Annotated in this window: 12 protein-coding genes and 1 pseudogene; 1 reads left to right on the top strand and 12 read right to left on the bottom strand. The window is 67.6% G+C overall.

Annotated features, from left to right (window positions below):
* Positions 1 to 66: 66 nt before the first annotated feature.
* The 10 genes from K9U40_RS19460 to K9U40_RS19415 form a co-directional block, all read right to left on the bottom strand.
* Positions 67 to 861 carry an ABC transporter permease gene (locus K9U40_RS19460; RefSeq protein ID WP_282891795.1) on the bottom strand — a complete coding sequence of 265 codons (795 nt, stop codon included), beginning with the start codon at positions 859 to 861 and terminating at the stop codon, positions 67 to 69.
* A complete protein-coding gene (locus K9U40_RS19455; RefSeq protein ID WP_282891794.1) occupies positions 861 to 1,730 on the bottom strand; it encodes an ABC transporter permease in 870 nt (289 codons plus the stop codon). The genes K9U40_RS19460 and K9U40_RS19455 overlap by 1 nt, the downstream gene beginning before the upstream one ends.
* Before the next feature lie 195 nt (positions 1,731 to 1,925).
* Entirely contained in the window at positions 1,926 to 2,993 is a 1,068-nt protein-coding gene (locus tag K9U40_RS19450) for an ABC transporter substrate-binding protein (protein WP_282891793.1), read from the bottom strand.
* Between the two features lie 82 nt (positions 2,994 to 3,075).
* On the bottom strand, positions 3,076 to 3,603 hold the full coding sequence (locus tag K9U40_RS19445) for a 4-vinyl reductase (protein WP_282891792.1): 528 nt from the start codon (positions 3,601 to 3,603) through the stop codon (positions 3,076 to 3,078).
* Between the two features lie 41 nt (positions 3,604 to 3,644).
* Positions 3,645 to 4,619 (bottom strand): dipeptidase, encoded by a 975-nt coding sequence (locus tag K9U40_RS19440; protein ID WP_282891791.1) that lies wholly within the window; start codon positions 4,617 to 4,619, stop codon positions 3,645 to 3,647.
* Positions 4,620 to 4,756: 137 nt separating this feature from the next.
* On the bottom strand, positions 4,757 to 5,818 hold the full coding sequence (locus tag K9U40_RS19435) for an ABC transporter ATP-binding protein (protein ID WP_282891790.1): 1,062 nt from the start codon (positions 5,816 to 5,818) through the stop codon (positions 4,757 to 4,759).
* Between the two features lie 128 nt (positions 5,819 to 5,946).
* Positions 5,947 to 6,753, bottom strand: a complete 807-nt coding sequence (locus tag K9U40_RS19430) for an ABC transporter permease (RefSeq protein ID WP_282891789.1) — start codon at positions 6,751 to 6,753, stop codon at positions 5,947 to 5,949.
* Between the two features lie 23 nt (positions 6,754 to 6,776).
* Complete coding sequence (locus K9U40_RS19425) at positions 6,777 to 7,703, bottom strand: ABC transporter permease (protein WP_282891788.1); 927 nt, start codon at positions 7,701 to 7,703, stop codon at positions 6,777 to 6,779.
* Between the two features lie 26 nt (positions 7,704 to 7,729).
* On the bottom strand, positions 7,730 to 8,797 hold the full coding sequence (locus K9U40_RS19420; protein ID WP_282891787.1) for an ABC transporter substrate-binding protein: 1,068 nt from the start codon (positions 8,795 to 8,797) through the stop codon (positions 7,730 to 7,732).
* A 115-nt stretch (positions 8,798 to 8,912) separates the two neighbouring features.
* A complete protein-coding gene (locus K9U40_RS19415; protein ID WP_282891786.1) occupies positions 8,913 to 9,623 on the bottom strand; it encodes an isochorismatase family protein in 711 nt (236 codons plus the stop codon).
* A gap of 127 nt (positions 9,624 to 9,750) precedes the next feature.
* On the opposite strand from K9U40_RS19415, the gene K9U40_RS19410 reads away from it, so the two are divergent.
* Positions 9,751 to 10,644, top strand: coding sequence for a LysR family transcriptional regulator (locus tag K9U40_RS19410; protein WP_282891785.1), 894 nt, complete (start codon positions 9,751 to 9,753; stop codon positions 10,642 to 10,644).
* A 27-nt stretch (positions 10,645 to 10,671) separates the two neighbouring features.
* On the opposite strand, the gene K9U40_RS19405 is transcribed toward K9U40_RS19410, so the two are convergent.
* Together K9U40_RS19405 and K9U40_RS19400 are read right to left on the bottom strand one after the other, a co-directional pair.
* Positions 10,672 to 12,429, bottom strand: coding sequence for a BatD family protein (locus tag K9U40_RS19405; RefSeq protein ID WP_282891784.1), 1,758 nt, complete (start codon positions 12,427 to 12,429; stop codon positions 10,672 to 10,674).
* Positions 12,426 to 12,699, bottom strand: a pseudogene (locus K9U40_RS19400) (hypothetical protein); the annotation flags it as partial. The gene K9U40_RS19405 and the pseudogene K9U40_RS19400, both read right to left, overlap by 4 nt.

The raw sequence follows: 12,699 nt of genomic DNA, 5'->3' as shown, positions 1-12,699 counted from the left end.
TCAGGTGTGTATAAGAGACAGACCGGGGCGAGAGGCCCCGCGGTGGGGAATGCGGAAACGCCCCCCTCACGCCACCTGCACCGTGCCCGCCATGCTTCCGCGCAGGATGAGCAGGCCGCACAGCGCTGCCGTCACCACCAGCGTCAGGCCCGACACCGCAGCGATGGACGGCTCCAGCTGGTAGGAGAGGCTGGAGAAGATCTGGATGGGCGCGGTGGTCTGCCGGCTGGCCAGGAAGTAGGTGACGATGAATTCATCGAACGAGGTGATGAAGGCGAACACCGCCCCCGCGATCACCCCCGGCGCGACCTGCGGCAGCACCACCCGCCACAAGGCCACCGGAAGCGAGGCGCCAAGGCTCATGGCGGCCTGCTCCAGCGAGCGATCCATGGCCTGAAGGCTCGCGCCCACGGTGACGATCACATAGGGCACGCACAGCACCAGATGCGCCACCAGGAAGCCCGCGAGCGTATCGTCGAAGCGCAGGGGCAGGAACACCCGGTATATGGCCATGCCCAGCACCACGTGGGGCAGCACCATGGGCGAGACCAGAGCCGTGCGCATGGCCTTGCGCGCCCGCTGTGGGCCCCGGTCGAGCCCGATGGCCGCCGCCGTGCCGATGACGACGGCAAGGGGCGTCACCAGCACGGCGATGAGGAGGCTGGTGGAAAGCGCCCGCCGCCACGTCTCGTCGTGGAAGATGAAGGCATACCACCGAAGCCCGAAATGCTTCGGCGGGAAGGACAAATAGTCTTCCGCCGTGAACGACTGCACCAGCAGGATGAGCTGGGGCAGGATGAGGAACACCATCACCGTGACGGCAATGGTGCCCACGAGAAAGCCGATCCGGTTTTCGCTCATCACAGCTCCCCGCGCATGCGCTCGATGCGCCGCTCGGCGCGGCTGGATGCCACCATCACCATGGCGATGAAGGCAAGGAGCACGATGGCGAAGGCCGCCGCCCGGCTCCAGTCGAACTGGGTGCGCACCAGGTCGGTCATCACCATGGGCAGCGTGGTGACGAAGCTGCCGCCCATGATCACCGGGGTCAGGTACACCCCCATGGTGAGCACGAAGACGAGGGTGGACCCCGCGATCACCCCCGGCAAAGAGAGCGGCACCGTCACCTTGCGGAACACGGTGAAGCGCGAGGCGCCCAGGCTCGAGGCCGCCTGCTCCACCGAAGTGTCGATGGCGAGCAGCGCGGAGAACACCGGCAGCACCAGGAAGGCGAGGTAGACATGGGTGACGCCCACCACCACGCCGAAGGTGTTGTAGAGCAGCGGCAGCGGCGCATCAATGAGACCCGCCTGCCGCAGCAGGGTATTCACCATGCCCTCGCGCCCCAGCACCAGCAGCCACGCCACGTTGCGCACGATGACCGAGGTGAGCAGCGGCGACACCACGATGGTGAGCGCCACCAGCCGCAGCACCGGCCCCGCCCGCCGCATGAACAAGGCCAGCGGATAGCCGAAGACGAGGCAGGTGAGGGTGACGAAGAAGGCGAGCCGCACCGTCCGCGTGAAGATGGAGAAGGTGACGCCATCATTGAAGAAGGCGGCATAATTGGCGAGCGACAGCCGGGGCGCGCCGGAGGGGTGCACGCTCTCGCCCACCAGCACGCCCAAGGGCATGAAGAAGACAAGGGCGTACAGCGCCATGGCGGGGGCCAGAAGCCCCCACCATCCGAGCCGGCCGAGACCCTGGCGACCGCAGCTTTTCAATGACATCCACTTGCCCCGTGGGTCCGCTAGAGCACGCGCCGATCTGATCGCATCGCGATCTGATCGGATAACGCGTTCTCTATCCAAGAGTGAGAGGGCGATTCTCCGATCAGATTGAGTCAATCTGATCGGATCGCGCTCTCGGGAGGATGGAAGAGAGGCATCGCTCGCCATGACGAAGGCTCCGCGACCGGCTTTCGCTCAACTCTGCTTCCAGGCGTCCCAGCGCCGGCGCCAGTCGGGCAGATTGTCCACGATCACCTCGAAATTCTCCGGCACGGCGCGGGCCAGTTCCTCGCGGGTGGAGACCACCACGCGCCTGGCGATCTCCGGCGGATAGACCACCTTCTGGTTGGGCGAGGCGTAGAACAGTCCCTCCGCCAGCGCCTGCTGCGGGGCGGTGGTGCAGGAGAAGTTGATGAAGGCCTTGGCGAGGTCCGGGTTCTTCGCCCCGCGCGGAATGCAGAACGGATCGGCCCTTGTGAAGAAGCCTTCCTTCGGCGAGACGAAATCAATGGGCACACCCTGATCCTTGAGCGGATACACGCGGCCGTTCCACACCGGCATGATCCACACCTCGCCGGTGCGCAGCAATTGCTCGGCCTGGGCGCCGGTGGTCCAGAGCGTCGCAAGGTTCGGGCGCAGCTTGGTGAGGGCGGCGAAGGTGGCGTCGTCCACCGGCAGGGGCTTGCCCTTGGCGACGAGGTTGGCCATCTGCAGCGCCTGGTCGAACAGCGCCTCGTTCAGCGCCGCCTTGCCCTTGTACTGCGGGTCCCACAGGTCGGCCCAGGCGGTGGGCGCGGTCCTGATCTTGTCGGTGTTGTAGGCGAGGCCGTAGCTCCACAGCACGAGTTTCGGCCCATAGGGGGTGATGTAATCGGGATAGAGGTTGGCGTATTCGGGCATGTCCTTGGCGTCGATGGTCTGGAACAGATTGTTCCGCACGCCGAAGACATAGTCGGTCATCTGCATGGGGATGACATCCGCATCGGGGCGGCCGGCATCCACCTGGGCCTTGATCTTGGCCATGGGCGGGGACGAGCCCTGCATGGTCAGCACTTCCACCTTCACGCCGGTCTTCTGGCTGAAGGGGTCGATCCAGTGATCCTTGATCACCTTGCCGAGCAGGCCGTCGAAATTATAGACCACCAGCGTCTCGCCGGCCGCCAGCGACCGCGTGATCACGGACGGCGCCGCCAGCGCCCCGGCGGCGGCCACACCAAACGTCTTCAGCGCGGTGCGGCGAGACATGTTCATCTTGTCGCTCATGGTCCTCAAGTCCTCTGGTCGGATGGAAGGTGCGCCCGTTTTCGGGTCGCTTATTCAGGTCTTGTTGAAGAAGATGCCCGCCTCAGGCGGCGGGCCTGACCTCGTAGAGGCAGAAGTCATGGCCCTCGGCGGCGCACTGCACCTCGCGGGCTTCGAGCTTTTGCGGCGCCCCCGCCTGCTCGCAGACGAACTCCAGCGCGCCGGCAAGCCAGGGCGCGAACATGTAGCAGAGCTTGCGGCCGGCGTTCCGCGTCTCGTCCGTCACGAAGGAGGAGTTGTCGAGGCGGATGGTGGCGGTGCCGGCGACGGGGTCGATGGCGCGGATGGAGAACAGGCCCCAGCCGCGCTGCGACAGCCGCTTCATGTAGTGGGCGAAGACATCGACCCCTTCGAGACCATAGACCTCCGCCTGCTTCCTGCACCATACAAAAGCAGAGAGGTGCCCCGCCGGGGCCAGCGCCGCGTCGAAGGCTTCCGCCCCCAGCGCGCCCTCGATGGCGAAGTGGTTGTTGTTGTAGAAATGCTGAGGCACCAGGATCATGGGCATCTTGTCCACGAACCAGCGCCCGGTTGCCGGGTCCACGTCGATCTCAATCTCGGGCTTGGCCATCTTGAAAGTATTCCCGCGTTGGAGGAAAGACGAAAAGGGGCTCAGCGGCCCCACACGTCCTTGAGCAGCTGGAGCCAGTTCTGCCCCATCACCTTCTCAATGCGGGCGGTGGACCAGCCGCGGGCCTCCATGGCGGCGGTGAGGTTCGGGAAATCGCCGATCTCGCGGAAGCCTTCCGGATTGATGACGGCGCCGAAATCCGTGAGCTTGCGGCCGAAGCCCTTGTCGTGGGTGATCCAGTCGAAGAAGGGCTTGCCGTAGCCCTGCGTGAAGTCGGTGCCCACCCCCACCATGTCTTCGCCGGCGATGTTGATGATGTATTCCATCGCCTCCACGTAATCGGCGACGGTGGCCTCAGGCCCCTTCGCCAGGAAGGGCGGGAACATGGTGACGCCGATGAAGCCGCCCTTGTCCGCGATGAAGCGCAGCTGCGCGTCGCTCTTGTTGCGCGGATGGGCCTTCAGCCCCGCCGGCAGGCAGTGGGAATAGGCGACGCGCTGCTTCGACGCCTTGATGGTGTCTTCCGAAGTCTTCGGCCCCACATGGGAGAGATCGCACAGGATGCCGAGGCGGTTCATCTCCGCAACCACGTCGTGGCCGAAGTCGGAGAGGCCGCTGTCGGTGCCCTCATAGCAGCCGGAGCCCACGTAATTCTGGGTGTTGTACGTCATCTGGATGATGCGCACGCCCAATTCATGGAACAGCTCCAGGTATTCGATGCGGTCCTCGATGCCCGAGGTGTTCTGCCAGCCGAGGATGATGCCGGTCTTGCCCTCGGCCTTCGCCTTCAGGATGTCCTGCGTGGTGTAGACCTGGGAGATGATGTCGCTATTCGCCGCGAAGTCCTTCTTCCACTTCGCGATGTTGCGCATGGTTTCGGTGAAGTTGTCCCAGATGGAGCAGGTGCAGTTGGCGGCGGTCAGGCCGCCCTTGCGCATATCCTCGAACACGGGACGGGAGAAGTCGGAGATGATGAGGCCGTCGATGACGACAAGCTGTTCGTGCAGGCTGGACACGGCTTGATCTTCCTTCGTGGGCGAAACGTGCAGGTTCACGGCAAGATGCTTTCTGAGGTGCCGGCCGGACGCCGGCGGATACTGGAAAATGAAATGGCGTGCCGGCTCACACCGGCAGACATCCAGAACGTGCCGGCTCACACCGGCACGAGCGTGCCGGCCTCGGGCTGCCAGGACACGCGCACGGCGCGGCCGGGACTGAGCGGCGCCGGGCCGCCCACCGCCGGCGAGGGCCGGCGGGCAATCAGCGTCACGCCCGAGGGCAGGCGCACCCGGTAGTCGATGACGAGGCCGCGATAGGTGGCGAATTCCACCTCGGCAGAGAGCGTATTGGCGAGCAGCGCCTCGTCGGTGCCGTCGAGGATCACCCGCTCGGGCCGCAGCGCCAGCGCCAGGTCGCCGGACAGCCCGGCCACCGGCACCGCCACCACCTCCCCACTCTTGAGACGGAACCGCCCGACGCTTTCCAGCGTGCCGGCCAACAGGTTGGTCACGCCCATGAATTCGGCCACGAAGTGGGAGGCCGGCCGCTCGAACAGGTCGTCCGGCGCGCCCATCTGCTCGATGCGCCCGGCGCGCATCAGCACCACCCGGTCGGCCACCGAGAGCGCCTCGTCCTGGTCGTGGGTGACGAAGATGGTGGTGATGCCGAGCTGCTGCTGGATGTTGCGGATCTCCAGCTTCATCTCGTTGCGCAATTGCGCGTCGAGGTTGGAGAGCGGCTCGTCGAGCAGCAAGACGTCCGGCTCGATCACCAGCGCGCGGGCCAGCGCCACCCGCTGCTGCTGGCCGCCGGAAAGCTGCTTGGGCAGGCGGTCCGCGAGATGGGAGAGCTTCACCCGGTCGAGCGCGGTCTTCACCTTGGCCGCAATGTCGGCCTTGGGCAGCTTGCGCATCTGGAGGCCGAAGGCCACGTTCTCGCCCACGCTCATGTGCGGGAACAGGGCGTAATTCTGGAAGCCGAAGCCCATGTTGCGCTTGTTGGGCGGCAGCGCCGTGAGATCGCGCCCGCCCACCAGGATGCGCCCCTCGGTGACGGGGATGAAGCCGCCCACCATGCGCAGGGTCGTGGTCTTGCCGCAGCCGGAGGGGCCGAGCAGCGCCACCAGTTCGCCCTGGCGGATGGTGAGCGAGACATTGTCCACGGCGGTGGTGGCGTCGTAGCGCTTGACGATGGACTGAAGAATGACGTCGGACATGATTTCACCCCGGAGGCAGGCGGGTTTTGGAACATTTGCGCGTTTCACTGAAACGCACGCGTGTTCCCTTGACTTGTTTCAATGCGTTTTCTTCACGCGAACCGGAAACCACTTCGCTCGAAACCGCTTCAGAAGGCCCGCGCGAGGCGGGCATAGCGGTCGCTGGCGATCAGCAGCGCGCCGATGATGAGGATCTGCACGGTGGCGACCGCCGCCACCGTGGAATCGAGGTTCCATTCCAGGTACGAGACCAGCGCGATCTGGAGCGTGGTGCGGCCCGGCCCCACCAGGAAGATCGACTTCTCAAGGTCGATGAAGGAGACGACGAAGGAAAACAGCGCCGCCGCCACGATGCCCGGCTTGATGATGGGCAGCGTCACCCGGAAGAAGGTGGTGAGCACCCCCGCGCCCAGCGAGCGCGCCGCCTCCTCATAAGACGGGCTCATGCCCACGAGGGAGGCCGTCACCAGCCGCACCGTCCACGGCAAGGCGATGAGGCCATGGGCGATGAGCAGGCCCGGCAGGGTGCCGGCGATCTCCACGTCCAGCAGCACTTCCAGCTCGATGAAGGCCATGAACAGCGCCGCCCCGCCCACGATGCCCGGCACCACCATGGGCGACAGCAGCAGGGTCTGGATGGCGTCCCGCCCCGGAAAGCGGTAGCGCACCAGGGCCAGGCTCGCCGGCACGCCCAGCACCAGCGACATGGCCACCGCCGCGAGCGCCGTTTCCACGCTGGTGATGAAGCCGTTGCGGAACGCCTCCTGCTCCCAGGCGCGGACATACCAGTCGAGGGTGTATCCGGTGGCCGGGAAGGACAGGATGCGGTTGGCGAAGAAGCTCACCCACACGATGGCCGCCAGCGGCAGCAGCACGAAGGCGAGCACCAGCGCCGAGAGCGCGGCATAGATGCGGTTGATGGCGAGAATGCCCATGGCTCCCCTCATTCCGGCTCCCCTCACTCGCTCCAGCGGCGATAGCGCCGCTGCACCAGGATGTTGGCGGTGGTGGTGAGCACCAAAGTCACCGCCATGAGCACGAAGGCGAGCGCGGCGCCGAAGGGCCAGTTCATGGCTTTCGCCACCTGCTGGTAGACGGCGGGCGCCATCATCTGGAAGCTCGGGCCGCCGATGAGCACCGGCGTCGCATAGGCGTTCATGCACAGGATGAAGCACAGCATGGTGCCGGCGAGGATGCCGGGCAGCGCCAAGGGCAGCACCACCCGCCACAGGGTGGTGAGGTGCGAGGCGCCGAGGCTGGAGGCGGCGGCTTCAAGGTTGGCGTCGATGCCCTCGATGACGCTCTGCAGGGTCACGATCATGAACGGCAGCAGCACCGAGACGAGGCCGATGACCACGGCGGTGGGCGTGTACATGAGCTTCACCGGCAACAGGCCCACCGCACCGACAAATGCGTTGAACAGGCCCTTGTCGCCCAGGATCACCATCCACGCCGCGGTGCGCACCGCATTGCCCATGAGCAGCGGCAGGATGACGAGGAGGAGCAACCGCCCCTTCCATTTGTCGCTGGCCTGCCGGACCAGGAAATACGCCACCGGAAAGCCCGCCAGCAGGCACAGGAGCGTGGACAGCGCGGACACCCACAGGGTGGTCGCCAGCACCTCCTGGTAATAGCTGTCGGCGAAGAATTTCTGGTAGTTGGCGAGGGTGACCGCCTCCACCATCATCTGTCCCGGCACGAACCGGTTCAGCGAATAGCGGAACATGAGGGCGAGCGGCCCCATGAGCGCCAGCACCACGAACAGGGTTCCGGGCGCCGCGAGGCCGAAAGCCGGCGACAGGCGCCGGCGCTCCCGCGCACCCGGCGCGGGAAGATTGAGGGGCGGAGCGGTGGCGCCGCCGGGGCTGGTCGTTGCCGTGGACATGGCCGAACCCGACATGCCGGCCGCGCTCAGCGGGCGATGTTCTTGTTCCACCACTCAAGCCATTCCGCCGTATTCTTCGCCACATGGGCGTAATCGGGGAATTTCAGGGCGGCGGCCTGCGCCGCCGTGAAGTCCACCTTGGCGCGCAGCTCGTCGGTGAGGTCCGCCCTGGCGTTGGCCGGGGCGTAGAAGCTGGCGCCGGCAAGGCCCGCCATGGCTTTCCTGTCCAGCATGGCGTTGAAATAGATATAGGCGAGGTCCGGGCTGGGCGCGCGCCTGGGCAGGGCCGCGCCGAACATCACCGCGATGGCGCCTTCGGACGGATACTGGATGGCCAGCGGCGCGCCGTCATTGGCCCATTGCAGGCCGCGCGCCTTGTAGTTCACCGCGATGTCCACCTCGCCATTGACGAGGCCGGCGCCGAGCTGCTGGTGGGCGGCATAGATGCGCGGCTGGGTCAGCTCCTTCAGCTGGATCAGCCGTTCCTTGCCCTGATCTGTATTGGTGACGTTGCCGCCCTTGATCAGGCCGGCCATCATGATGTAGTTGAAATAAAGCTGGTTGGTGAGGCCGATTTTGCCGGCCCACTTCTTGTCCCACAGCTCCTCGTAGGATTTGGGCGGGTTCGGCACCTTGTCCTTGTTGTAGACGATGGTGACGCCGCTGTAGAGCCACGGCACGAAGAAGGGCTTGGACTTGAGGGCCGGCACCACGTCCGCGTAGTTGGGCACCTTGGCGAAGTCGATGTCGCTCAGCACCTCCTGGGCGTTCAGCTCCACGCTGTCGCCCTCGTTGATGTGGATGACGTCGATGGTGCCGCGCCTCAGCCGCTTCTCGGCGATCAGCTTGGCCTTGCGCTCGGGCTCCATGCCGAGGTCGCGGACGATCTTGATGCCCCGGCTTTCCACCAGCGGCGCTTCCACGAAGCGGATGGTCCGCTCGTTCCAGTCGCCGCCCCAGTTGGAGACGACGAGGGTGCCCTCCTGCGCGCGGGCAAGGCGCGGGGCGGCGAGCACCGCCGCCCCCGCACCGAGCGCCCCGAGGACGGCACGCCGCGAGGGCGCACCCGAAAGGGTGAGATCAGTCTTCGTCATGTCCGCCTCTGGATTTTGTTTTTGAAGTCGAAGTCGAAGTCGTCGATGCCGGAGAACATCCTGAAGTCGCCGCGCTTGGGCGCGGCGACCGGATCAGGCCGCCGCGCGGGACCCTTCACGCCGCTGCGCGGGACTTGGCGCCGACGTCGTCGAGGTAGGAGATGCAGCGCTCCAGCGGCTCCACATCGGCGAACTTCGCGTCGATGTCGAACAGGTTCCACGCCACCGCGCCGGGCACCCGGTCGCCGATGCATTCCTTCACCGCGATGGTGCGGAAGCCCTCGGCCAGACCGTCGCACAGCGTCGTGCGCACACAGGCCGAGGCGGTGACGCCGGTCACCAGGATGGTGTCCACGTTGTTGGCCCGCAGGAAGCCGGCCAGATAGGTGCCGTGGAAGGCGGAGGCCCGCTTCTTGATGAGCACCTGCTCGCCCTTCACCGGCTCGATGCGGCTGTCGATGGCCCACAATTCGGGCTTGGCCTGGTCCACCACCTCGATGGGAATCTTGTGATGCCACAAGCCCATGTCGGTGGCGGCCTCGGTCTCGTCGGCGACCTGGTAGCAGGTGGTCACATGCACCACGGGGTGGCCGTTGCGCCGGCATGCGGCCAGCAGCGCCTGCACCCCGGGGATGATCTGGTCGTCGATCTTCTCGCAGGTGAAGGGGTTGCCGGGGCGGGTCCAGGCATTGGCCAGATCCACATTGATCAGCGCCGGCCGGCTGCCGAAGCCCACCCGCCGTTGGAAGCCGCGTCCCTGGTAGAGGGAGGTTGCCTGCTCGAAGGCGCGCGTCAGCGCCGCATCGAGATCGTCCTCGAAGGCCATTGCTTTATCCCTGCTGGTTTTTCCGCCCGTTTGCGCGGACTTGCAGGGACCAGATTGCGCAATCTTCTATGACAGGAGAAATTCCAAATTCAGCACGATTTATGCCGTCTGTGATATGAATTGATCCATGCGCTTCGACCTCCGCCACGTCCGTGCCTTCGTCCTCCTGTCGGAGGAACTGCACTTCAGCCGCGCTGCCCAGCGCGCCCACATGACCCAGCCGGCCATGAGCCGCCTGATCCGCGACCTGGAGCTGGACGTGGGCGTTCCGCTGATCGCCCGCACCACCCGGTCGGTGGAGCTGACCGAGGCCGGCAAGGCCTTCCTCGCCGACGGCCGCGCCGCGCTGGAGCGGCTGGAGCGCGCCGCCGCCATGGCCCGCCGCACCGCCAGCGGCGAGGTGGGCGTGCTGCGCGTGGGCTACATGGACTTCGCCATCAACGGCCGGCTACCGGAATTCCTCAACGCCTTCAGCCGCTACCGGCCCGAGATCCGGCTGGAGCTGTCGTTCATCCCCACCTTCAAGCAGCAGGAGGCGCTGCTCGCCGAGCGCATCGACATCGGCTTCATGATCGGCCCGTTCGAGGAGCCGAGCATGGAGAGCTACACCTTCGACGACAACCGCTACGTGGCACTCCTGCCCATCACCCACCCGCTTTCCAACGTGCGCACCCTGCGCCTCTCCGATCTCGCCGGGCAGCCATTCGTGCTCGGCTCGGGCGAGAACTGGGGCGCCTTCCGCAACGCCTTCTTCTCCATCTGCCGCCGCAGCGGCTTCACCCCGCGCATCGCCCAGGAGGCGTCCTCCTCCGAAGGCATCTTCGGGCTGGTGGCCGCGGGGGCGGGCGTCTCGGTCTATGCGAGCTGCGTGCGCAATCTGCAGCGGCGCGGCATCGTCATCCGCGATCTCGACGACGTGCCGGAAAAGCTCGTCACCTGCGCCGCCTGGGCGACGCCGGTGCGCTCGCCGGCGGTCTCGGTGTTCACCGATTTCCTGCTGCGGGTGTGGGGCAGCGTCTGAAGGCGCAAGCCCCGCAAGCCCCGGCCCTCAGCGTGGCGTGGGATAGAGCGGCTGGAGGCCCCGGCTCCTGCGGCGCGGGCGCGCCGCGCGCCGCTCGGCGGCGAGGGCCGTGCGCAGGGCGCGCCCGTCCCATGCGCCGGCATTGCCGCCGTAAAGATGCCGGCTGAGATCCTCCACCGCCTGCGCCAGAGGGCGCGAGCACTCCACCTCCGCGCCGGACCCCGACGCGCGACGGAAATCGAGCCAGGCCCGGTGGGCGGCGGCGGCATCGTTCCGGCGACAGGCGTCATCGAGCGCGCGCGCCGCCCCGGCCGCATCAAGGAACGGCGCGGCCGGCCTCAGGCTCCTGCGGCCGCGCAAGGCCCCCGGCCCGGCGGGTCCTGCGCGCGCCGGCTCGGGAGCCGCCCCGGCCGGACGGCGCCGGCGCCCGCTGTAGAAGACGGTGCCTGCCACCAGCGCGGTCACGAAACCGACCGCGATCAGGTCGCGCAGGCTCCAGCCGCCCTGCGGCGCCCCGTCGTCGGGAGACCGTGCGGGCGTGGATCCGGCCACGGGCGCCGCTGGCGCGCGCGCCGTTCCGCCGTCGGCGGAGGGCGCCACGTCGAGCGTCACGGCGGGAAGGGTGGCAGTCTCGGCGCGGTTCGTCGCCACGTTCCACCACGGCACGGAGATGGCCGGCAACGTCACCGGTCCCGCGCGGGTGGGAACCACCGAGACCCGCGTCTCCACCACCGCGCCGGTCCCCCCGCCCAGGGAGGTCGCCTCCGGCTTGCCCTCCTCGGCATACTGGCGCACCCCGTCGACCTCCGGCGCCGCGAGCGGCGGCAGCTGGCCCGCAGACGCGCCCTTCACCTCCAGGCGCAGCGTGCGCACGAGGGCGACACCCACCTTCGCCTCGGCCGGCGGGCGCGACCAGCTCTCGCGCAGCATCACCGCCCGGGCCGGCAGGAACCAGCCGGTGATGCCGGCCGGGCGCGGCTGGACCTCCACCTCCACCGGGTTGGAATGGACCGTGACCTTGCGCCCCGCATTGAACCCGCCGCCGAGCCACGGCATGGCAGGCCGGCCGAGAATGCGGGCCTGCTCCTGCCCCGCCAGCGGGGCGGAGGGAATGGACGCCTTGAGCGCGACGGAAGGGATGAGGAGGGTGCCGGTGCGCTGCGGCCGCATGACGTAGCGCAGCTCGACGACCCGGTAGCGCTGGCGGCCGAAGACGCGGGAATAGGTCTTGAGCCCCCCATCGGGCGTGAAGGAGGCGCCGTCGGCTTCCGGCTGCCCCGCCGTGGCCTCCAGCGCGCCGACGCGGTCGAACATACGCACCACCACCGGGATCTCGCTCTGGAGGAAGAAGGGCGGCGTGCCCTGCACATCCACCGCCAGCGAGACCGGGCCGTCATCCGGCGGCTCGATGGGGGCGCCGGGGGCGATGTCGAGGTCGATGGACGCGCTCGTCTCGCCGCCGAGGAACAGCGGCGGAATGGTGAGGCGTCCGGGGTGCTTCGCCACCAGGGTCAGCACCCACTCGTTCACCTCGACCCGCTGCCCGGCGACCGTGTCCACCCGGCTGCGCTTGCTGCGATCGAGAATCTCGAAGTCCTTCGTCAGTGCAGACACGTTGGGCGGCTCAAGGCTGTCCCGCCCGGACAGGCTGAGCACGAGCTCGAATGGCTCGCTTTGGTCCGTGGGCATGCGCTCGACGCTCGCCTTGAAGGCACCGGCCAGCAGCGGCGTCGCCATCAGGAGCACCGCGAACAGAACGAGGAGGCGCAGCAGCGGGCGGGTCACGGCTCGCCCTCCGCGGGGACGCTCACGGGGCCGCCGAAATAGCGCGCGCGGATGCGGGCCCGCAGCAGGCTGCCGGGATCGTCCGGCACCTGGCGCAGGGCCTGCTCCCGGCTCTGCTGATCATCCGATAGCATCTGAGCCGGCACCTTGCCGCCGGGCGGCGGCGCGGCGGGAGGCGGTGACGCCTGGGTGGGTCCAGGCGGCGGGGGCTCGAAGGCCTTGCTCGCATCCTGCGACGCATCGGGCAGGCCCTGCGGCAAGGGCGGCGGC

This window comes from Xanthobacter autotrophicus, from assembly GCF_030015065.1.
Taxonomy (GTDB): Bacteria; Pseudomonadota; Alphaproteobacteria; order Rhizobiales; family Xanthobacteraceae; genus Xanthobacter; species Xanthobacter autotrophicus_D.
Note: the sequence above shows the minus strand (reverse complement) of the source record. Positions and strands in the feature narration are given on the sequence as shown.